At 44.8% G+C, this 21689-nt stretch carries 18 protein-coding genes; 16 read left to right on the top strand and 2 right to left on the bottom strand.

Features of this window, described 5'->3' with window-relative positions; all coding sequences use genetic code 11:
• Nucleotides 1-4: 4 nt before the first annotated feature.
• Complete coding sequence (gene glnD / locus ABJF92_RS01870) at nucleotides 5-2698, bottom strand: [protein-PII] uridylyltransferase (protein ID WP_446814154.1); 2694 nt, start codon at nucleotides 2696-2698, stop codon at nucleotides 5-7.
• Nucleotides 2699-2760: 62 nt separating this feature from the next.
• Nucleotides 2761-3618, bottom strand: a complete 858-nt coding sequence (gene map / locus ABJF92_RS01865) for a type I methionyl aminopeptidase (RefSeq protein ID WP_446814153.1) — start codon at nucleotides 3616-3618, stop codon at nucleotides 2761-2763.
• Nucleotides 3619-3940: 322 nt separating this feature from the next.
• On the opposite strand from map, the gene rpsB reads away from it, so the two are divergent.
• The 16 genes from rpsB (at nucleotide 3941) to dnaE (ending at nucleotide 21577) form a co-directional block, all read left to right on the top strand.
• On the top strand, nucleotides 3941-4675 hold the full coding sequence (gene rpsB, locus ABJF92_RS01860; protein ID WP_446814152.1) for a 30S ribosomal protein S2: 735 nt from the start codon (nucleotides 3941-3943) through the stop codon (nucleotides 4673-4675).
• Nucleotides 4676-4761: 86 nt separating this feature from the next.
• On the top strand, nucleotides 4762-5622 hold the full coding sequence (gene tsf / locus ABJF92_RS01855; RefSeq protein ID WP_446814151.1) for a translation elongation factor Ts: 861 nt from the start codon (nucleotides 4762-4764) through the stop codon (nucleotides 5620-5622).
• 130 nt (nucleotides 5623-5752) lie between these two features.
• Nucleotides 5753-6475 (top strand): UMP kinase, encoded by a 723-nt coding sequence (gene pyrH / locus ABJF92_RS01850; protein ID WP_445977334.1) that lies wholly within the window; start codon nucleotides 5753-5755, stop codon nucleotides 6473-6475.
• A gap of 7 nt (nucleotides 6476-6482) precedes the next feature.
• Nucleotides 6483-7040 (top strand): ribosome recycling factor, encoded by a 558-nt coding sequence (frr, locus tag ABJF92_RS01845; RefSeq protein WP_446814150.1) that lies wholly within the window; start codon nucleotides 6483-6485, stop codon nucleotides 7038-7040.
• Nucleotides 7041-7096: 56 nt separating this feature from the next.
• A complete protein-coding gene (locus ABJF92_RS01840) occupies nucleotides 7097-7828 on the top strand; it encodes an isoprenyl transferase (protein WP_446814149.1) in 732 nt (243 codons plus the stop codon).
• A 3-nt stretch (nucleotides 7829-7831) separates the two neighbouring features.
• Nucleotides 7832-8635, top strand: a complete 804-nt coding sequence (locus ABJF92_RS01835; protein ID WP_446814148.1) for a phosphatidate cytidylyltransferase — start codon at nucleotides 7832-7834, stop codon at nucleotides 8633-8635.
• Entirely contained in the window at nucleotides 8635-9807 is a 1173-nt protein-coding gene (gene ispC, locus ABJF92_RS01830) for a 1-deoxy-D-xylulose-5-phosphate reductoisomerase (protein ID WP_446814147.1), read from the top strand. The genes ABJF92_RS01835 and ispC overlap by 1 nt, the downstream gene beginning before the upstream one ends.
• Nucleotides 9807-11153, top strand: coding sequence for an RIP metalloprotease RseP (gene rseP, locus ABJF92_RS01825; RefSeq protein WP_446814146.1), 1347 nt, complete (start codon nucleotides 9807-9809; stop codon nucleotides 11151-11153). The genes ispC and rseP overlap by 1 nt, the downstream gene beginning before the upstream one ends.
• A gap of 43 nt (nucleotides 11154-11196) precedes the next feature.
• Complete coding sequence (gene bamA, locus ABJF92_RS01820) at nucleotides 11197-13476, top strand: outer membrane protein assembly factor BamA (RefSeq protein ID WP_446814145.1); 2280 nt, start codon at nucleotides 11197-11199, stop codon at nucleotides 13474-13476.
• Nucleotides 13477-13507: 31 nt separating this feature from the next.
• Nucleotides 13508-14002, top strand: a complete 495-nt coding sequence (locus ABJF92_RS01815; protein ID WP_446814144.1) for an OmpH family outer membrane protein — start codon at nucleotides 13508-13510, stop codon at nucleotides 14000-14002.
• A 3-nt stretch (nucleotides 14003-14005) separates the two neighbouring features.
• Complete coding sequence (gene lpxD, locus ABJF92_RS01810) at nucleotides 14006-15046, top strand: UDP-3-O-(3-hydroxymyristoyl)glucosamine N-acyltransferase (RefSeq protein ID WP_446814143.1); 1041 nt, start codon at nucleotides 14006-14008, stop codon at nucleotides 15044-15046.
• Complete coding sequence (fabZ, locus tag ABJF92_RS01805; RefSeq protein ID WP_445977325.1) at nucleotides 15043-15480, top strand: 3-hydroxyacyl-ACP dehydratase FabZ; 438 nt, start codon at nucleotides 15043-15045, stop codon at nucleotides 15478-15480. Before lpxD ends, fabZ begins: the two co-directional genes overlap by 4 nt.
• Nucleotides 15480-16256: an acyl-ACP--UDP-N-acetylglucosamine O-acyltransferase gene (gene lpxA, locus ABJF92_RS01800; RefSeq protein ID WP_446814142.1), complete on the top strand. Its 777-nt coding sequence runs from the start codon at nucleotides 15480-15482 to the stop codon at nucleotides 16254-16256. Before fabZ ends, lpxA begins: the two co-directional genes overlap by 1 nt.
• A 74-nt stretch (nucleotides 16257-16330) precedes the next feature.
• Nucleotides 16331-17497 (top strand): lipid-A-disaccharide synthase, encoded by a 1167-nt coding sequence (lpxB, locus tag ABJF92_RS01795; RefSeq protein ID WP_446814141.1) that lies wholly within the window; start codon nucleotides 16331-16333, stop codon nucleotides 17495-17497.
• Nucleotides 17497-18099 (top strand): ribonuclease HII, encoded by a 603-nt coding sequence (rnhB, locus tag ABJF92_RS01790; RefSeq protein ID WP_446814184.1) that lies wholly within the window; start codon nucleotides 17497-17499, stop codon nucleotides 18097-18099. The genes lpxB and rnhB overlap by 1 nt, the downstream gene beginning before the upstream one ends.
• Before the next feature lies 1 nt (nucleotide 18100).
• Complete coding sequence (gene dnaE, locus ABJF92_RS01785) at nucleotides 18101-21577, top strand: DNA polymerase III subunit alpha (RefSeq protein ID WP_446814140.1); 3477 nt, start codon at nucleotides 18101-18103, stop codon at nucleotides 21575-21577.
• Nucleotides 21578-21689: the final 112 nt, after the last annotated feature.

Below are 21689 nucleotides of genomic sequence, written 5' to 3'. Positions count from 1 at the left end.
TGTTTTATTCCATAGACTGAGAGAAACGGTCAATTTTCTCTTTTAGTAGACGGCAAATTTCGGTCATTTTATCGTTATCTGTGATCAGGTTGCCATTTTCTTCCGTGATGTAGAAGGTATCTTCCACGCGCTCACCTAATGTGGCGATCTTGGCTTTGTGCAACATGATGTTGTGATTCATAAAGAACTGGCCGATCAGTGCGAGTAGACCTGGACGATCCGGTGCTGTCACTTCAAGTGCTGACCAGACTTCATCGGGCTGGCTGACAAAATGGGCGGTTGCAGGTGAATTAAAGATTTTCAAGATACGTGGTGTGTGTCTTTGCACAAGACTGGCGTATAAAGATGGTGAATCCAACTGCTCCGTGAGGGTGTCACGGATCATTTTAATGCGTTCGTTATCAAGGTGCAGGTCTGTACCATTTTCGTTACTGTCCATAACCACAAAGCTATCGAGTGAATAGTTCGTCGTGGTGTGGCTGATTTTGGCATCAAGCACTGTTAATCCCAGTTGTTCGAAAATCGCAGTGGTCACCGCAAATAAGTGCTTGTTGATCTGGGTGTAGATGAAAATCTTGCTGGCACCAGAGAAGTTTCGTCCGCCTAGAGGGCGAATTGCTACCAATGGTTTATCGCTTGGTCTATGGGCTAATATAGCCTCTGTATTCCACGCAATATCATCACCATTAGAGCGGATGAAATACTCATCTTCAATGGTCTGCCAGATGTCTTCAGCATCGCTGATATCAACGTTACGCTCAATGATGATTTCCAGCGCGCGTTGCTTGTGCTCGTCACTAAGCATGGCCGCATCCATTGGATCATCAAGGCCGCGTCGTAAAGCACGCTTGGTCTCAAGGTAGAGTTGGCGCATTAAAGAAGCTCGCCAGCTGTTCCACATTGTTGGGTTGGTGGCGTTGATGTCTGCGACAGTCAGAATAAATAAGTAATCAAGGTGTTCTTGGTTTTTAACATAGCTGGCGAACTCCCAAATGACATCAGGGTCGGAGATGTCTTTTCGTTGTGCGGTAACAGACATGAATAAATGGTTGCGCACCAACCAAACTACTAGGGCGGTATCTTGTTTAGAAAGCCCGTGGCGTTCACAAAAAGCTTGGGCGTCAACACACCCCAGTTCAGAATGATCGCCACCGCGGCCTTTAGCGATGTCATGGTATAGACCGGCAATATACAGTAGCTCTACTTTTGGTACATGACGAATGGCTTGTGAGGAAATTGGGAATTTTTGTTTGAATTCCGGCAGCCATAAACGACGTAAGTTCTCCACAAGCTGTAGGGTGTGGGCGTCCACTGTGTATATGTGGAAAAGGTCGTGCTGCATTTGTCCGATAATGGCACCGAACTCAGGAAGATAACGGCCAAGTAAGCCTAAATGTTTCATGGATCGTAAAATGCTGCTGAGTCGGTAGCGGCTGGAAATAATGTCTAGGAATAAATCTGTGTTGCGCTTGTTGTTGCGGAAATCGTCGTCAATTAAATCCAAGTTGTCACGTAATTGGCGCATGGTGTTGGCACGAATGCCTTGGACGTCTTCAAATTCGCCAAACAACACATAAAGCTCAAGCATACAGGACGGATCTTTTTGGAAAAGATCATCGTCGCGAGCTTCTAATTGGTTGTTATAAATTTGGAAGTGGTCATTGATGATTTGGATATTATTGCTGGCATCACTGGGTATAAAGGACTCCTCAAAGTGTTGCAGCAAGACATCATTAAGTTGTTGGATGGCGGCTACACTTTGATAATAGCCTTGCATAAAGCGCTCAACATTACGTTTTAAATCCAGATCGTCGAAACCAAATAACTTGGTTAAGGAACGTTGGTGATCAAATAGTAGGCGGTCTTCTTTACGGCCTGCAATCATGTGCAATGCCCAACGAATACGCCATAAGTGGCCTACGGCACCTTTTAATTGTACGTATTCGTCTTCAGACAAAAAGTCTTTTTCTACTAACTCACTGAAGCGGCTGGTGTGTAGGTGACGTTTAGCTACCCAATCAATCACTTGCATGTCGCGCAAACCACCTGGGCACTCTTTTAAGTTGGGCTCTAGGTTGTAAGCGGTATTTTGATATTTAGCGTGACGTTGCTTTTGTTCTTCTAGTTTGGCCTTATAGAAAGAGTGGCCATCCCACATGTGCTCATTATCAATGCGTCGATTCAATTCAGTTAGCGGTGCTGGCGAGCCACATAAGGTGCGAGCTTCAATCAAATTGGTGATAATAGTGACATCATTTTTCGCTATTTCGGCGCATTCACTGATAGTGCGTACACTGTGGCCAACATCTAAATTGATGTCCCACAAAAATGTGATAAAGGCTTCAATTTTCTCTTTGGGGGTGTCGGTTTGATCATCAATCAAAATGAGCAAATCTATATCAGATTTAGGGTGTAATTCGCTACGGCCGTAGCCTCCCACCGCGATAAGGCTGACATTGCTTTCTTGAATGAGTCCTTTAGAAGTCCATGCAGCACTTAAGGCTTCGTCATAAACTGCCGCCAGCCCTTTTACTAATTTTTCAATGGGATAAAGAGAGTGAAAAAGGTCGTTGTAAGCGAGAGTTTTTTCTTCTAAAACGTCTTTGTAGTGTTGGATGGCGCAATTCGTTGCAGATAGAGTATCTTTTTCTTCTTGTGTCAGCAGTGGCGGAGCGTCTGGAAAAGCAGGGAAACCCATATCAAAAGCCTCGATAAATACTAGAAAAACGTTAAAGAACGATTAGGATAGAGCACGCTTTCTTATGAAAAGCGTGTCTCTTCTGGGCGGCGTGTAAGAACTTCAACCCCGTCAGCTGTCACTAATAAGGTATGTTCATATTGTGCGGACAAACGACCATCTTTGGTTTTGGCAATCCAGTTATCCAAACCTGTGTGCTTAACTTGTTTTTTACCGGCGTTAATCATAGGTTCGATGGTAAAGGTCATGCCTTCTTCTAGTTCAAATCCGGTTCCTGCTTTGCCGTAGTGAGCCACTTGTGGTTCACCGTGGAAAGTAGTGCCGATGCCGTGGCCACAATATTCTTCAACAACCGAGTAATGGTGTTTATGAGCGTAAGCGGCAATAGCGGCACCAATATCGCCAAGTCGGGTCCCAGGCTTAACCATATCAATCGCTAAATAAAGAGACTCTTGTGTGACCTTGGCAAGACGTTCTGCATGGGGTAGCGGTGTACCAGCAAAAAACATCTTACTGGTGTCACCATAATAGCCATCTTTGATGATAGTGATGTCTACATTTACGGCATCGCCTTTTTTCAAGGCTTTGTCGTTAGGTATACCATGGCAAATCACATCGTTCACTGAAGTACAGCAAGACTTGGGAAAGCCGTGGTAATTTAATGGCGCAGGGATAGCGCCTTGCACATCCACAATGTAGTTGTGTGCCAATATGTCGATTTGCTCAGTAGTAATGCCCGGTACTATGTATTCTTCAAGCATAATCAGTACGTCTGCGGCTAATTTGCCCGCGACGCGCATACCCTCAATGTCACTAATATCATTGAAGCGTGTTGCAGCTGGGCGAGGCGTTGCTGCAGGCACTGGGCTGCGGCCATTTTTTGTTAGGTTTTCAACTTTTTGTAAGATTTCGTTGCTCATAATAAAACTGTCTTAAACTGTTGCTATCTATAATGGTCAGACATTCTACATGAGTTAGGCGGCAGAATCGCCTCCCTCTAGGAAAAAAACGACCTTGTTTGGGTCGGCAAAAATGCTCTCAAGTCTTTTTGTTTGGTGTCAAATATGGTATAAAACGCCCGCCTTTCGAACAAGGGTTCGAAATTGGTGTAAAACATTAAAAAACTAACGATCTTACCGCAATAAATAAGAGTGTCTGGGGTGTCTTAGGTTGCCTTAAACCTTTATTGACTGATGCTTTTAGCTGGTAAGCATAAACAACCCAAAATTAAAGGATAAGATAATGCCTACAGTTTCTATGCGCGACCTTCTACAGGTTGGTTCACACTTCGGTCACCAAACTCGTTACTGGAACCCAAAAATGAAGCCATTCATTTTCGGTGCTCGTAACAAGATCCATATCATTAACCTTGAGCACACTGTTCCTGCTCTTAACGAAGCACTTGAGCTTGTTAAGAAAATGGCAGAAAGCAAAAACAAGGTTTTGTTTGTTGGTACTAAGCGTGCTGCATCTAAAACGATCAAAGAGCAAGCGATTCGCTCTGGTATGCCATACGTTAACCACCGTTGGTTAGGTGGTATGTTGACAAACTACAAAACTATCCGTGCATCGATTAAGCGTCTTCGTGAGCTTGAATCTCAAATGTCTGATGGTACTTTCGAGAAGCTGACTAAAAAAGAAGCTTTGATGCGTACTCGTGAGCTTGAAAAATTAGAGCTTTCTATGGGTGGTATTAAAGATATGGGCGGCCTTCCTGATGTATTGTTCGTTGTTGACGTTGACCATGAACGTATTGCTATCAAAGAAGCAAACAAATTAGGTATTCCTGTTATCGGTATCGTTGATACGAACAGTAATCCAGATGGTATTGATTACATCATTCCTGCAAACGACGATGCTATTCGTGCTGTTCAGTTGTACGTTTCTGCTTTTGCAGACGCGGTTCTTGAAGGTCGTTCTGCAACGGCTGGAAGCGCTGACGAATTCGTTGAAGTAAGCGAAACGACTGAAGCGTAAGCAAACTTTTTAGTTTGTGCTGGTTTCTAAAGGGGGGTATTTTGCCCCCTTTTTTAAATTTGAATTGGTATTAAAGAGGATTTGACATGGCCGCAGTATCTGCAGCATTGGTAAAAGAGCTACGTGAACGTACTGGCCTTGGCATGATGGAGTGTAAAAAAGCACTTGTCGCTGCCAACGCTGATATTGAAGTAGCGATCGAAGAGTTACGTAAATCAAGTGGTATGAAGGCTGCTAAAAAAGCGGGTCGTACTGCTGCGGAAGGTACTATCGTGATGCGTGTTGCTGACGATGCGTCTTACGCTGTATTGGTTGAAGTTAACTCGGAAACTGACTTCGCTTCACGTGACGAAAACTTCGTAAACTTTGCAAACAAAGTAGCGGACGTTGTTTTTACAACCAAAGAAACTGATATGGAAGTTTTGCTTGCTGGCGAAATCGGTAGCGCTCGCGAAGCTTTGGTTCAGAAAATCGGCGAAAACATCACGCCTCGCCGTGCAGTAATCGTTGAAGGTGGTCTTGTAGGTGGTTACCTACACGGCAACGGTCAAATTGCTGTATTGACTCAGCTTGAAGGCGGTGACGCTGAATTGGCTAAAGATGTTTCTATGCACGTAGCGGCGGTTGCTCCTCGTGTTGTGAAAGGCGAAGATATGCCTGCTGACATTTTGGCAAAAGAAGAAGAAATCATTCGTGCGCAACCAGATATGGCGGGTAAGCCTGCTGAAATCGTTGATAAAATGATTGTTGGTCGTATTAAGAAATTCTTGGCTGAAAACAGCTTGCTAGAGCAGCCTTTCGTTAAGAACCCAGAGCTTAAAGTGGGTCAACTTGTGAAAGATGCTGGCGCGACAATTACTTCATTCATTCGTCTAGAAGTAGGTGAAGGTATTGAAGTTGCAGAAGTAGATTTTGCAGCAGAAGTGGCAGCACAACTTAAAGGTTAATACCTGGTTGTAATGTCTTGCAAGAAAAGGGGCAGTTCTACTGCCCCTTTTTATGAGAGTTGCATAACAATGAGGTCGATGATGTCGATTTCAGTTATTCTTCTAGATAAAACAATGACCGGAGGTTGATATGCCAAAAGAAAAAAGCCCAAATTACAAACGTATTCTACTTAAATTAAGCGGTGAAGCGCTGATGGGAGATGAGTCCTTTGGTATTGACCCGAAAGTACTTAATCGCATTGCCCTAGAAATAGGTCAGTTGCGTGGCATTGGTGTAGAAGTTGGTATTGTTATTGGTGGTGGTAACTTATTTCGCGGCCAGGCACTTAGCCAAGCAGGAATGGACCGTGTCACCGGTGATCACATGGGTATGTTGGCAACGGTAATGAATGCCTTGGCGATGCGTGACGCTCTGGAGCGTGCCAATATCGCTACTCGTGTTATGTCAGCGATTACCATGACGGGTATCGTTGAGCCTTATGACCGCCGTCGCGCTATGCGCTTGATGAAAGAAGGTGATGTACTTATCTTCTCTGCGGGCACGGGTAACCCTTTCTTTACAACAGACTCTGCTGCTTGTTTGCGCGGTATTGAGGTAGATGCTGATGTTGTATTGAAAGCGACGAAAGTGGATGGTGTCTATTCAGCTGATCCGATGAAAGACCCAGATGCTGTAAAATATGATACATTAAGCTATGACGAAGTATTGGAAAAACAGTTAGGCGTCATGGACTTAACGGCGATTTGCTTGACTCGCGACCATGATATGCCGATTCGAGTATTTAATATGAATAAGCCTGGCGCACTGACTAACATCATGGTTGGTGGCTCAGAAGGCACTCTAATTAAGTGAGGAAGTTATGATTAACGAAATTCTAAAAGATGCAGAAGATCGCATGAATAAAGCAGTTTCCTCTGTGGAAATTGCGTTTAAAAAAATTCGTACGGGGCGCGCCCATCCAAGTATTTTGGATTCCGTGAAAGTAAACTACTACGGCTCTGAAACCCCTCTTAGCCAAGTGGCGAATATTACGGTTGAAGACGCGCGCACATTGGGTGTTTCTCCTTGGGAAAGTAATCTAGTACCTGAAATTGAAAAGGCTATTATGAAATCTGACCTAGGTTTGAATCCTGCAACAAACGGCAGCTTGATTCGTATTCCTATGCCAGCATTGACGGAAGAAACTCGTCGTAACTATTTCAAACAAGCGAAAAGTGAAGCAGAAAATGGCCGTATTGCCATCCGTAATATTCGCCGTGATGCCAATGGTAGCTTGAAAGACCTTGTTAAAGAGAAAGAGATTTCGGAAGACGATGATCGTCGTGGTCAAGATCAAGTTCAAAAAATTACCGATAAGTTTGTTGCTTTGGTTGAAGAACGTTTAGCTGCGAAAGAAAAAGATTTGATGGAAATTTAATAAAAAAGGCGAGCAGGCGAGCCATGCTCGCCTTTTTTATTGATTAAGGTAGCTTTATGTCTGACTCAGTTGAGATGGTAGAGGATTCAAGCAAAATCCCTGCTCATATCGCCATCATCATGGACGGAAATAACCGTTGGGCTAAACAAAAGTTCTTACCCAGTATCGCGGGTCATACTGCTGGTGCCGGTGCCGTAAGGCGTACGGTAGAAGCTGCCGCGAGTGCTGGTGTTAAGGTACTTACCCTATTCGCTTTTTCCAGTGAAAACTGGAAACGCCCTAAAGTAGAAGTAGATGGCCTAATGGGCCTCTTTATGCGTTCCCTTAAAAAAGAGCAGAAGCGTTTAAGCAAATATGATATTCGCTTAAAAGTAATGGGAGATGTATCTGGCTTTAGTGAGAGTCTGCAAGCGCAAATTGAGCGCGTAGAGACCGCTACAGCCGAAAATAAAGGTATGGTACTGGTTATTGCGGCTAATTATGGAGGTCGCTGGGATATTGCCCAAGCTGCGAAACAATTAGCAACTCAAGTGGCTGCTGGGAATCTAGATCCTAATCAAATAGATGAAACAATGTTGGCTCAGCATATTTCGCTGTCCGACTTACCTGAACCCGATTTGCTAATCAGAACATCAGGGGAAGAGCGCGTTAGCAACTTTATGTTGTGGCAGACTGCCTATGCTGAGTTTGTTTTCCTACCTGTGCTATGGCCTGACTTTGGTCAATCCCATTTTGATGAAGCGCTGCAAATCTATCAAACCCGTCAACGACGTTATGGTGGTCGATAACCCATGTTAGTCCCTCGTATTATTAGTGCTGTGATTATGGCGCTACTCTTTATTTGCGCTGTGTTCATTCTAGAAGAAAGCAGTTTCGTCTTAGCGATGGGCGGCGTAGTTATCGTGGCTGCGTGGGAGTGGGCGCGACTTGCTGGTGTCCATAAAGCGTATGGGCGCCTCGGCTTTGCCCTTGTTGTTGCGGTTTGTTGTTATCTTCTAGAAAGTTTCAATTGGCCAAGATTGTCCTTATATATCAGCCCTTTATTATGGCTGTTGGCGTTGTTTTGGGTGATACGTTACCCCGATCAGCTTGTTTGGCGTCATGTGGCAGTGCGCCTGTTATTCGGTGCTTTAGTGTTGCTAACCACTTGGTCTGCATTAGTCGTTTTGAAACAATCTGACAATTTTGTTGTCTGGGTATTAGTGTTAATGGGATTGATCTGGGGAGCGGATACGGGGGCCTACTTTGCTGGGCGGGCTTTTGGTAGACGCAAGTTAGCTAGATTTGTGAGCCCTGGTAAATCTTGGGAAGGTGTATTTGGTGGTCTCCTAATGACTCAGTGCGGCATAGGTCTGTTTGCTGTGATGAGCCATTTTACTCTCAATGAGTGGTTGATTTTGACACTTGTTGCCTTGGTAACCTCTTCCGTATCTGTGCTAGGGGATTTAACGGAAAGTTTATTTAAGCGTCATGAAGGTCTTAAAGACTCCAGCAAATTGATTCCTGGTCATGGTGGGGTCATGGATAGAGTTGACAGTTTAACCGCTGCGGCGCCAATCTTTGTCTTATTTTTAATTTTGGTTGGATGGTTGTAATGCAGGGGATATGTCTGCTTGGAGCAACGGGATCAATAGGCCAAAGCACACTAGATGTGATTGCTCAGCACCCAGATCAATTTAAATTAGTGAGTGCTTCAGCCCATTCAAGCGTTAAAAAAATGGCTGAAATTTGTCATCGTTTTTTGCCTGAGCAAGTCGTAATGGGCAGCGCTGATGCTTGTGATGAATTGCGTGAACTGTGCTCTGGTTTGGATATTTCTATAGAGTGGGGCGATCAAGCATTAGAAAGCATCGCAGCGCTGGATGGCATTGACCAAGTCATGGCTGCCATCATGGGTTTCGCAGGGTTAAAACCCACTTTGTCGGCCATTCGTGCTGGCAAGCGTATTTTGCTTGCTAACAAAGAGTCTTTAGTCACCGCTGGCCAGCTTTTCATGAATGAAGTGAAAAAGCATGATGCCGTGTTGTTACCTATTGATAGTGAGCACAATGCGATCTATCAGAGCTTGCCGCAAACGGCCACGGGTGCGGTAAAAAAAGATGTCGCTAAGATTATTCTCACCGCGTCTGGTGGGCCTTTTAGGTGTTGGTCTTTAGAGGACATGGAGAAGGTCACGCCAGAGCAAGCCTGTAAGCACCCTAATTGGTCAATGGGACAAAAAATTTCTATTGATTCGGCGTCCTTGATGAACAAAGGGCTGGAGTTGATCGAAGCTTGCTGGCTATTTGATGTGACGCCTGATGAGGTTGAGGTTGTTGTTCACCCTGAGAGCATAGTGCACTCAATGGTGTCCTATTTGGATGGCTCGGTGATCGCTCAAATGGGCAATCCAGACATGAAAATCCCCATCGCTTACGGCATGACGTGGCCAAATCGAGTGACTACTCAAGTGGCACCATTGAATTTAGTCGAGATTGGTTGTTTAAATTTTGAGGCACCAGACCTGCAACGTTTTCCTAACTTAGACCTAGCTGCAAAAGCTTGGTATTTGGGTGGTACGGCCATGGCGATATTAAATGCGGCCAACGAGGTCGCTGTGGCGGCATTTTTAGAAAATAAAATAGGCTTTTTAGATATTGCACGAGTGAATAAACGCGTGCTCTTTGGCATGACGGTAGACCCTGTCGATTCGTTAGATGTGGTTTTTCAAGCAGACTTAGCAACACGAGAGTTTGCGCATCATGTTATTGATCAAGGTGATTTTTAATGATCCAGAATATTCTTTCTATTGTCGTGGCATTGGGGGTTTTGATTACCTTCCATGAGTTTGGTCATTACTTTATCGCTCGTCGTTGTGGTGTGAAAGTACTGCGTTTTTCGGTTGGTTTTGGCAAACCGATTTATCGTTATGTTGGGAAAACGGGAACAGAATATACCTTGGCGCTTATCCCTCTGGGAGGGTATGTGCGCATGCTCGATGAGCGTGAAGGAGATGTGCCGGAATCCCTTAAAGAGCAAGCGTTTAATAGTAAGAATGTTTGGCAACGTATTGCCATTGTCGCGGCGGGCCCGTTAGCAAACTTCTTATTGGCGATTGTGATTTATGCGCTGGTGGCCTTGATGGGCATACAAACCGTGGCCCCAAAAATCGGCGCTATTACCGACAACTCACCACTCGCTCAAACCAATATACAAGTGGGGGATGAGCTGGTTTCTATCGCAGATCAGAGTGTGAATTCTTGGGAAGATGTAAATTTAGTGTTAGCAAGCTTGATTGGCAAAACTGAAGGCATTAAGGTTCGCTATCAAGTGTCAGAAACCCAGATGTTACAAGAGACCACCACGCGCCTTGACCGCTGGTTGGTGGGTGAGCAACCGAATAATTTAATTCGTGCTTTTGGTATTGTGCCTTGGCAGCCTAATGTGGCGCCTGTTATCGCCCAAGTGGTTGCCGATGGTGCTGCCCAACAAGCTGGCTTTCTAGCGCAAGACGTGATTTTGTCGATTGATGAGGTTGCCATTAGCAACTGGCAAGAAGTTGTCGATCAAGTCCAACTGAGCCCAAATCAGACCTTGGTTGTTAAGGTGGCTCGTGACGGTCAAGAGAGAGATTTATTACTACAGCCTAGAGTCACTGAACGTGATGGTCGTGAAGTCGGTTATGCAGGGCTTGCTGTACAGCCACCTGTGTGGGACAAGAGTTTAATACGTGAAAACCAATATGGTGTGTTTGAATCCTTGTCTTATGGCGTAGGTCAAACCTGGAATATGGTTTCTTTAACGGTATCGTCTGTGGTGAAGATGGTGCAAGGGTTAATATCGGTCGATAACTTATCTGGACCTATTACTATCGCAAAAGTGGCTAGTGCGTCAGCGGATTCTGGTTTACAGCCTTTTTTAAAATTTATGGCCTATCTCAGTGTGAGTTTGGGTGTTCTTAATTTATTGCCCATTCCTATGTTAGATGGTGGGCATTTATTATTTTTTGGCATTGAAGCGGCACGTCGTAAGCCGGTGTCTGAACGTATTCAGAATTTGGCTTATCGTATTGGTGCTTCGTTATTATTTGCCTTGATGGCGATTGCTATTTTTAATGATATTGCCCGCTTGTAGAGAGGTATATGTGAAGGTTGTTTCAGCGCTAGTTTTTACACTAATGAGTGCGCAAGTTTTAGCGCAAAGCGTCGATGATGTACGAGTGGATGGTTTGGTTCAAATGCCGTCTGAAAGAGCATTTGATCTAATTGGGTTTGAACAAGGACAGGATTACGATTCTGGTAAAGTTTATCAGGCTATTAATAGCTTATTCAATTCCGGCTACTTTAGTAATGTAGATGTCTACGAAGATAATAATTTAGTGATCTTTGATGTGGTCGAGCGTCCTTCTATTGGTTTGTTAACCATAGAGGGTAATGATCTTATCTCAACAGAAGATTTAGAACGTGGTCTTAAGTTGTCTGGTTTAGAACAAGGCGAAATTTATCAACCAGAAACACTGAATCAGATAGAGCAAGAGCTGCAGCGTCAATATTATGGTTTAGGTCGATACAGCGCTAAGGTTAAGATTGAAACGGAAGACATGCCTCGTAACCGGATTGCCATTAAGCTAAATATTGATGAAGGTGATACCGCAAAAATTGTACACATTAACGTAGTGGGTAACACACATTTTGAAGACGAAGAGTTGACCAAAAACTTTGAGTCGCGTGAGACAGGCTATTGGAATCCCTTCAGTTCTGCTGACGAATACGCTAAAGCGAAAATTGATGGTGATATCAACAAGTTAAAAAGCTTTTATTTGGATCGAGGCTATTTAGACTTTGGGGTGGTGTCGAGTCAGGTGAGCTTGTCGTCTAATAAAAAAGAAGTTTATGTGGTTATTAATGTCTCAGAGGGAGAACCTTACTTCATTAATAAGGTTGCGTTAAGTGGCAGTTTACCAATTTCTGAAGACAGAATATGGAAACACATAGATCAAACGCCAGGTGATGCATTTTCTAGAAGCCAGGTGACAGAGATCATGGAAAACATCTCTACGGAGCTTGGTGACAGTGGCTATTTGTTTACCGATGTAAATGTCATTCCTAACAAGCATGATGATCAGACGGTAGATTTAAGTTATCAAATTGCCCCAGGACCAAAAGTCTATGTGCGTCGTATTGTTTTCAGTGGTAACAGTGAAACTCAAGACGAAGTATTGCGTCGTGAAATGACTCAATTCGAAGGCGCATTAGCGACGCATTCTGATATTCAGGCATCTAAGCGACGATTAGAGCGCTTAGGCTTCTTTGGCAGTGTGGATCTTCGTACTCGTCCTGTACCAGGTACAACTGACCAAGTTGATTTAGACGTTGTGGTGGTTGAGCAAGCGTCTGGAAGCATACAAGCCAGTGTGGGTTATTCCCAAGAAGATGGCACAGTATTAGGGTTTGGTATATCCAAGCGTAACTTCTTGGGTACAGGGAATAAACTAAGTTTTAATGCCTCTCGATCCGACTCAACTGAAGATTACTCTATTTCTTACGATAACCCTTACTTCACAGTGGATGGCGTTAGCCGTGGTGTAAGAGCCTTTTACCAAACCAGTAATCACGATGACGACGATGTTGAAGATTACGATTTGGACAGAATTGGTGTCGGTGTGAGCTACGGTTATCCGATTTCGGATACTCAGCGCTTAACTTTTGGTGTGACCGTCAAAGAAACGACCATTAACCTTGGTTATGATCCTTCTAATGAAACCAGTGGCTATGTTGAAGACTATGGTGATAGCTATGATGATTTGATCACGACACTTACTTGGAGTGACAGTGACCTGATTGGTGGTGTGTTGCCGACTAATGGTTATTCGACTACAGCTTCTTTGGAAGTAGCCACTCCAATAGGGGATCAGCAGTACGCTAAATTGGGACTGAACTCTCAACGTTATTGGAATTTAACCAACTCGAATTTATGGCTGTTCCGTTTAAAAACGCGTTTAGGTTATGGTACAGGCTACGGTGAGTCAGATCAGCTTCCTTTCTTTGAAAACTACTTTGCGGGTGGTTCATACTCAGTACGTGGTTTCGAATCCTCATCTTTAGGGCCACAAAACTCCTATGATGATGACGACACAGATACCTCTGCGTTGGGTGGTAATATTTTGATTACAGGTAGTGCTGAACTGATTTTCCCATTGCCTATGGTGGAAGATCATAAATCTGTGCGTACGGCGTTATTCTTAGATGCAGGTAACGTCTTTACAGACACTTGCCTTGCAACAAACGATAATTGTGAAGAGGGCGTAGACCTAGGTGAGATCCGTTACAGTATCGGCTTGAGCTGGACTTGGATTACGCCTATTGCCCCCCTATCGTTTAACTTTGCCCGCCCAATCAATGATGAAGATGGCGACAGCACAGACTTCTTTCAATTTCAGCTAGGTACAACTTTTTAAACTTAAATCATCAGGATCAGGGAGATAAGCAATGCTAAAAGTCATGATAACGCTTTCTACATTATTTTTTGTGGGAGTTTTGCAGGCTACAGAAGTTGCCGTGCTTGACTTTAGGGCGGCTCTATTAAACAGCGAAATTGGTATCGAAGCGGCCAAAGAACCTAAGCAAAAAGTCGCGGCGATGGATGCCCGATTGAAAAAAGAAGAAAACGTTGTAAATGGTATGATTCAAGATTTAAAGCGTGATGAGCTGACCTTATCGCCCGAAGAATACCAAAAGCGTCGTCAAGCGATTGCCGAACATGATAAGAAAGTCCGAGCGATGGCCGCTAAAATGCAAAACGAAGCGCGCACCTTGGAGCAAAAACTCATTCAAGACCTCACGCCAAAAGGTGAAGCCGCTTTGAAGGCTATGATAGAAGAACAAGGCATTGAATTGGTATTAAACCGTCAATCCAGTTTGTACGCTGGAGCAAAAGTCGATATAACAAGTGAATTAGTGCAGCGTATCAATAAGGAAAATTAATTTATGAGCTATACTTTGGCCCAATTGGCTGAAAAAGTACAAGGCGAAGTAAAAGGCGACGGCAGCTTAGTGATTTCTGGTTTGGGAACACTCGAAAAAGCGGGTCGTCAGCAATTAAGTTTTTTAGCCAATCCTAAGTATGCGAATCAATTAAAAACAAGTGCAGCAGGCGCTGTTCTTGTGAAATCAATGGAGCAGGCCTGCACTATTGAAAATGCCATTATTACCAAGAATCCATATTTAGCGTTCGCGCAATTGTCACACTTATTTGTACCACAGACCCAGTCTTGGACTGGTGTGCATGCAAGCGCCACCATATCGGATCAAGCCCAAGTGGCTGCAGATGTGACCGTAGGGCCGAACAGTGTTATCGATGCGGGAGCGACGATAGGCTCAGGTACAGTGATTGGTGCGAACTGCGTGATTAGCCGAAATACACGTATTGGTTGTAATGGTCGCCTTTATCCTAATGTGACTATTTATCATGATGTTACGATTGGAGATGACTGTATTTTACACAGTGGCTGTGTGATTGGGGCAGACGGTTTTGGATTTGCTCCTCGGGTAGATGGTTGGGAGAAAATTAATCAACTGGGCGGCGTAGAAATTGGTAGCCAAGTTGAAGTAGGTGCGAATACCACTATTGACAGAGGCGCCCTCGAAAACACTCGTATTGGCAACGGGGTGAAAATAGATAATCAAGTTCAAATTGCTCATAACGTCATAATTGGCGATAATAGCGCCATTGCCGGTGGTGTTATGGTTGCAGGCAGTGTGAATATTGGCGAATTTTGTACTATTTCAGGTGGCTCAGGCATAACTGGTCATCTGACTTTGACCGATCGAGTGCACATCACAGCGATGAGCTTAATCAGTCATTCCATATTAGAAGCTGGCTCTTATTCGTCCGGAACAGGGATGGAACCTACTTCAAAGTGGCGTAAAACGGTAGCAAGAATACGACGATTGGATGAGACTGCAAAGCAGGTCTTAGATTTAAGAAAACAAGTGAATAAGTTATTAGAAAAGGTTGATACTAAATGATGGACGTTAATGAAATTCGCCGATACCTACCACATAGATACCCGTTTTTATTGGTGGATCGTGTTGTAGAGCTAAACCTAAATGAGTCCATTGTTGCATACAAGAACGTGACGATAAACGAACCATTCTTCAACGGTCATTTTCCAGATCATCCAGTGATGCCTGGCGTCTTGATTATTGAGGCCATGGCACAAGCCGCTGGTATCCTTGGTTTTAAAACCATGGGTAAAACGCCAGAAGATGGCTCTATCTATTACTTCGTAGGTTCTGATAAACTGCGTTTTAAACGTCCTGTTGTGCCGGGTGACCGTGTCCAGTTGGAAGCTAAGATTATCACTGAAAAGCGTGGTATCTGGAAATTTGAATGTAAAGCAACGGTTGATGGTGAGCTTGCTTGCTCCGCGACCATTTTGTGTGCAGACAGGAAGGTATAGTGGCAATACACCCTACGGCTTTAGTTGATCCCAATGCAAACGTTGATGCCAGCGTTGAAATAGGACCCTATTCTGTTATTGGTCCCCATGTCTCCATTGGGGAAGGTAGTGTTGTAAAGTCTCATGTGGTGATTAATGGCCATACGACGATTGGCGCCCATAATGAAATTTATCAATTTGCTTCCGTAGGTGAAGCAAATCAGGATAAAAAATACAAAGGCGAAGCGACACAACTAGTGATTGGCGATCATAACGTCATTCGCGAAAATGCCACCATTCATAGAGGTACCATTCAAGACGAAGGTATTACCCGTATTGGTGATTACAACCTGTTTATGGCCAGCACCCATGTTGGTCATGACTGTGTTGTTGGTGATAATAATGTGTTGGCGAATTATGTAGCCCTTGCAGGGCACGTAAAACTGGGTAACAACGTGATCCTAGGTGGTTACACAGGCGTCCATCAATTTTGTCAGGTCAACTCTTACAGCATGTGTGGTATGGGGTCTATGGTATCGAAAGATGTCCCTATGTTTATCATGGTGTCGGGTAACCCTGCTAAAGCTCACGGTATGAACTTCGAGGGTATGCGCCGTCGTGGTGTCAGTGGGGATGTGATCAAAGCTTTAAGACAAGCCTACAAAGCCGTCTACCTTAAAGGCTTTACCCTAGAGCTTGCCATAGATTATATAGAAGATGGTGAGCTTAGCCTCATTCCTGAAGTACAATCTTTTGTACAATCCATTCGACGCTCTACTCGAGGCATTATTCGCTAAGACGAGTGGTACGGTCGAACAAAAAGAAACCTCGGAAGTATTCGGGGTTTTTTTATTATAAGAGAAGAGAATTAATGCAAACTGCGTCAGTAACACGTTATGTCCTAGTGGCGGGGGAAGCGTCTGGAGATATTCTGGGGGCAAACTTGATCGCTTCGCTAAAAGTTCTTCAACCAGATGCTATCTTTGAAGGAATAGGCGGGCCTTTGATGGCTGAGCAAGGTTTGCAAAGCATGGTGCCGATGGACCGTTTGTCGGTAATGGGACTAGTGGAAGTACTGGGGCGCTTGCGAGAGCTATTGGCCATTCGAAAAAATCTCTATCAGAACTGTATTGATTCACCACCTACTGCATTTATCGGCATAGATTCCCCTGACTTCAACCTACCTTTGGCACGTAAACTTAAGCAAGCGGGCATTCCTACCGTCCATTATGTAAGTCCTTCAGTGTGGGCTTGGCGCCAGAAACGTATTTTCAAAATTAAAAAATCCGTCGACTTGATGTTGGCTTTATTTCCGTTTGAAATGCCGATTTATCATCAACACGATATTCCTGTTGTATGTGTGGGTCATACGCTTGCGGATGAAATTCCTTTGCAGAGTGACACTCAGTCGGCACGGAAAAGTCTGAATCTTGCTCCGACAGATGCTCCCCTCTTTGCCATTTTACCAGGTTCAAGGGAAGGAGAAGTCTCCCGCTTAATGCCACTGTTTGCACAAACCATGGCATTGATCAAACAGCAAAATCCTCAAGTGAATTTTATTATTCCTGCCGCTAATAGCGCGAGAAAACGGCAAATAAAGCAGATTCTTGATGAGCTTTCGCTGCAAGCAGAAATTATTGATAATAAGTCTCGCACCGTCATGGCGGCCTCCGATGCCATACTTTTAGCGTCGGGCACTGCGGCTCTAGAAGCGATGTTAGTGAAGCGTCCTATGGTAGTTTCCTATCGAGTTAACAAGCTGACTTATTGGATTATGTCTCGAATGATTAAAGTCCCGTACGTGTCACTACCCAACCTTCTTTCGAATGAAAGCTTGGTGCCCGAATTGCTGCAGGATCAGGCCACACCGGAGAACCTCGCTAAGCAGTTGCTAGAAACATGGAAAAGCTTTGTGGACGATGAGTCCATTCAGCAAAAATACCTCGACTTACACAAGATGTTGAAAAAAAATGCAGGTGAAGTAGGGGCTGAAGCCATTATTTCTATGCTTGCAGATAAAACAGCAGGGAAAGCATGATGGAACCTTTTGTAAGTGATGTATACCTAGGAAGCTTGTTGGCGGGTGTCGACGAAGCAGGTCGAGGACCATTGGCTGGCGAAGTGGTCGCTGCCGCGGTGATTTTGGACCCGAATAACCCTATTGAAGGGTTGGCAGATTCGAAGAAACTCAGTGAGAAAAAACGTGAAGCCTTGTTTGATGAGATCAAGCAAAAAGCCCTAAGTTATGCCATCGCCAGTGCTTCCGTGGCGGAAATAGATGAGTTAAACATTTTGCATGCGAGTATGTTGGCCATGTCTCGTGCTGTCGCCGCTTTAGACGTAGCGCCAGAGCATGCCTTAATTGATGGCAACCGCATTCCTAAAGCGCTAATTTGCCCTGCTGAAGCGGTGGTGAAAGGCGATGCGCGACACCAGGCTATTTCAGCGGCTTCGATTCTGGCAAAAGTATCCAGAGACAGAGATATCGTGGCTTATGGTCAACAGAACCCCCAATATGGCTTTGAAAAACACAAGGGTTATCCCACCGCTGTACATTTGCAGGCCCTTAAAGATCATGGCTTAACGCCATTGCATCGTCGTAGTTTTGGCCCAGTCAAAAGAATTATAGAAGGATCATAGGGTGTCTACATCGTTCATACATTTACGTGTCCACACAGAATTTTCATTGGTCGACGGTCTGGTAAAAATTAAAGGCTTACTAGGCACTACTGAGCAAATGGCCATGCCTGCGGTAGCCATTACCGATGAAAATAACCTTTGTGGATTTGTACGCTTTTACAAAGGTGCGATGGACAAAGGCATTAAACCTATTTGTGGTGCCGATGTTGTTATTGAAGAAGATGACGAAACAGAACAGCGTACTCGTTTAACCTTGTTGGCCATGTCTAACAAGGGTTACAAGAACATCATTGAAGTCATTTCAAAAGGTTATCAGCTTGGGCAAGTGGAAGGGCGACCAATCGTCGCTCGACAGTGGATTGAAGAACACAGTGAAGATGTCATCGCCTTATCTGCTGCTCAACAAGGTGATGTGGGCGTCTTGTTACAAAAAGGCCGTGATGAGGAAGCTCAACAACGCTTGCAGCACTGGATGTCGGTCTTCCCGAATCGTTTTTATGTAGAGTTGCAGAGAACCAGCCGAGCAGGAGAAGAAAATTATATTCACGCTGTGGTGCCTTTGGCTGCTCAGTTGGCTTGTCCTGTGGTGGCTACCAATGACGTACGTTTCCTTAAACGCGAAAATTTCGAAGCGCACGAAGCACGGGTGTGTATTCATGATGGGGTGACCTTGGACGACCCACGCCGAAAGCGTCGTTATTCTGAGGAACAATACTTCAAAACGGCTGATGAAATGGAAGCCTTGTTTGAAGACATTCCAGAAGCCCTTGAAAACACGATTGAGATTGCCAAACGCTGTAGTGTGGATGTCTTGCTAGGTGAATACTTCTTGCCGGATTACCCCGTGCCAGAAGGCATGACCATGGAGTCTTTTTTCAGCAAGTTGTCCTACGATGGTCTACAAGAACGCTTTGATTTTTTGACCAAGAAATACGGCGACCGCATTGCTAACCGTAAGCAAGAATATTGGGATCGTCTAGATTTTGAATTAACCATTATTAATCAAATGGGATTCCCAGGTTACTTCCTTATCGTAATGGACTTTATCCAGTGGGCGAAGGATAACGATATTCCCGTCGGGCCTGGGCGTGGTTCAGGTGCGGGCTCGCTGGTGGCTTATGCCTTAAAAATTACCGATCTTGACCCATTAGAATACGATCTACTGTTCGAACGTTTCTTGAACCCAGAACGGGTCTCCATGCCGGATTTCGATATCGATTTCTGTATGGATAATCGTGACCGAGTCATCGACTATGTTGCGCAAACTTACGGTCGTGATGCGGTGTCGCAGATTATTACCTTCGGAGCCATGGCGGCGAAGGCGGTGGTACGAGATGTGGCAAGGGTACAGGGTAAACCCTACAGCTTAGGGGACAAACTTTCCAAACTGATTCCGTTTGAAATCGGCATGACCCTTAAAAAGGCGCTAGAGGAAGAGCCTGCCTTGCCTGAATTTCTAGCGGGGGATGAAGACGCCGCCGAAGTGATGGAAATGGCCATTTCTCTAGAAGGCGTGGTGCGTAACTTTGGTAAGCACGCGGGTGGTGTGGTGATCGCACCGACCAAGCTTACCGACTTTGCCCCATTGTACTGTGAAGAAGACGGCTCTGGTCTGGTAACCCAATACGATAAAAATGATGTGGAAGAAGCGGGCTTAGTAAAGTTCGACTTCTTGGGTCTAAAAACCCTTACTGTCGTCGACTGGGCGGTAAAAAACATTGATGAGATTAACAAGCTGGAGGGCAAACCCCCTCTGGATATTTCCCTGATCGACCTAGAAGATAAATCCACTTACGACCTGTTAAAACGCGCTGAAACCACGGCTGTATTCCAGCTGGAATCCCGTGGTATGAAAGAGTTGATCAAAAAACTCTTGCCGTCTCGTTTTGAAGATATTATCGCCTTGGTAGCCTTGTATCGACCGGGTCCTTTGGGTTCCGGCATGGTGGACGACTTTATTAACCGTAAGCACGGTCGGGCGGAACTGGCGTTCCCTCATTCGGACTATCAACACGATGATTTGATTCCTGTGCTAGAGCCAACTTACGGGATCATCCTATACCAAGAGCAGGTAATGCAAATCGCTCAGGTATTAGCGAAATTCTCCCTTGGTGGTGCCGACTTATTACGTCGAGCCATGGGTAAGAAAAAGCCAGAAGTAATGGCAGAGCAGCGCTTAATCTTTATGGAAGGCGCCCTTAAAAATAATGTTGATAAAGACCTATCAGGTAACATTTTCGACCTGATGGAAAAATTCGCGGGTTATGGTTTTAACAAATCTCATTCCGCGGCTTATGCCTTGGTGTCCTACCAAACAGCGTGGTTGAAAAACCATTATCCTGCACCTTTCATGGCGGCGGTGCTTTCAGCCGATATGCAGAATACCGATAAGATCGTTATCTTCATCGAAGAATGTCGATCCATGAAACTGGCGCTTGAACTGCCAAATGTGAATGAATCTGTGTATAAATTCACCGTTAATAAACAGAGTGCGATCGTTTATGGGCTAGGCGCCATTAAAGGTGTAGGTGAAGGCCCGATCGAAGCCATTGTGGAAGCGCGTAAAGATGGACCCTTCGAGCATATTTTTGACTTCTGTCAGCGAGTGGGCCGTAAGGTTAATAAGCGTGTTATGGAAGCTCTGGTACGTTCCGGTGCGTTTGACACCATAGGGCCAAATCGAGCCACACTGTTTGCCTGCATTGATGATGCCCTCAAGCGTGCTGCGCAAGATGCCAAAAGCCAAGATGCTGGCATGATGGATCTCTTCGGCATCGCGGTAGAAGAAAATACCGAAAATGCTTACGACGAAGTGGGCATTCAACATGAATGGCCGCCGCGTCAGCGTCTAGATGGTGAAAAAGACACACTTGGCCTGTATGTCACAGGGCACCCAATTGACGAATACGAGAAAGAGTTACGCCGTTTTGTGCGCTCACGTATCGTTGATTTACAGCCGAAGCGAGGCGACAGCCAAATCATGGCGGGGTTGATTGTTGACCTGCGTATCACCAAGAGTAAGAAGGGCGGCAACATTGCGTTTGTTACGTTGGATGATCGTTCGGCACGTATTGAAGTCACCGTCTTCCCTGATAACTATGAAAACTTTAAAGACGTCATCGTCAAAGATGAAGTGATCGTCGTAGAAGGTGAAATCAGTGTGGATGAATTCCGTGGTGGCCAAAAAGTCATTGCACGGAACATGCTGGATATCCCTCAAGCACGTATTCGCTATGTAGAAGCCTTGCGCATCACATGGAGTTCGGAAACGGTTACCCCCCAAGAAATCAAAAGTCTTGCTCACAGCATGGAGCCCTTTAAGGGCGATGGTTGTGATGTGGTGATAGGTTTTGATACCCCTCAAGCCCACGGCGATATTCGTCTAGGGTCAGCATGGAAAGTCTTGCCGGATGACGAATTAATTCACCAACTTCAGAAACAATACGGTAAACAAAATGTTCAGTTAGTGTATACTTAGACGCATTTAAGAATTTATATACTCGGTAGTGGCTCTACGGGGGCTACCGATAGCGTTAAGGGTGAAGGACTTTTGCCTTTGTATTTGATGACCACCAAACAGCAGTGTAATT

The sequence above is a fragment of the Marinomonas sp. genome (genome assembly GCF_039940335.1).
GTDB lineage: Bacteria > Pseudomonadota > Gammaproteobacteria > Pseudomonadales > Marinomonadaceae > Marinomonas.
The sequence above is the reverse complement of the archived record's forward strand: the minus strand, read 5'-3'. Positions and strand labels throughout refer to the sequence as shown.

Bases quoted from the DNA above. Each gene is read 5' to 3' on its own strand.
- glnD (WP_446814154.1), bottom strand. From the start codon at position 2,698: ATGGGTTTCCCTGCTTTTCCAGACGCTCCGCCACTGCTGACACAAGAA.
- map (WP_446814153.1), bottom strand. From the start codon at position 3,618: ATGAGCAACGAAATCTTACAAAAAGTTGAAAACCTAACAAAAAATGGC.
- rpsB (WP_446814152.1), top strand. From the start codon at position 3,941: ATGCCTACAGTTTCTATGCGCGACCTTCTACAGGTTGGTTCACACTTC.
- tsf (WP_446814151.1), top strand. From the start codon at position 4,762: ATGGCCGCAGTATCTGCAGCATTGGTAAAAGAGCTACGTGAACGTACT.
- pyrH (WP_445977334.1), top strand. From the start codon at position 5,753: ATGCCAAAAGAAAAAAGCCCAAATTACAAACGTATTCTACTTAAATTA.
- frr (WP_446814150.1), top strand. From the start codon at position 6,483: ATGATTAACGAAATTCTAAAAGATGCAGAAGATCGCATGAATAAAGCA.
- ABJF92_RS01840 (WP_446814149.1), top strand. From the start codon at position 7,097: ATGTCTGACTCAGTTGAGATGGTAGAGGATTCAAGCAAAATCCCTGCT.
- ABJF92_RS01835 (WP_446814148.1), top strand. From the start codon at position 7,832: ATGTTAGTCCCTCGTATTATTAGTGCTGTGATTATGGCGCTACTCTTT.
- ispC (WP_446814147.1), top strand. From the start codon at position 8,635: ATGCAGGGGATATGTCTGCTTGGAGCAACGGGATCAATAGGCCAAAGC.
- rseP (WP_446814146.1), top strand. From the start codon at position 9,807: ATGATCCAGAATATTCTTTCTATTGTCGTGGCATTGGGGGTTTTGATT.
- bamA (WP_446814145.1), top strand. From the start codon at position 11,197: ATGAGTGCGCAAGTTTTAGCGCAAAGCGTCGATGATGTACGAGTGGAT.
- ABJF92_RS01815 (WP_446814144.1), top strand. From the start codon at position 13,508: ATGCTAAAAGTCATGATAACGCTTTCTACATTATTTTTTGTGGGAGTT.
- lpxD (WP_446814143.1), top strand. From the start codon at position 14,006: ATGAGCTATACTTTGGCCCAATTGGCTGAAAAAGTACAAGGCGAAGTA.
- fabZ (WP_445977325.1), top strand. From the start codon at position 15,043: ATGATGGACGTTAATGAAATTCGCCGATACCTACCACATAGATACCCG.
- lpxB (WP_446814141.1), top strand. From the start codon at position 16,331: ATGCAAACTGCGTCAGTAACACGTTATGTCCTAGTGGCGGGGGAAGCG.
- rnhB (WP_446814184.1), top strand. From the start codon at position 17,497: ATGGAACCTTTTGTAAGTGATGTATACCTAGGAAGCTTGTTGGCGGGT.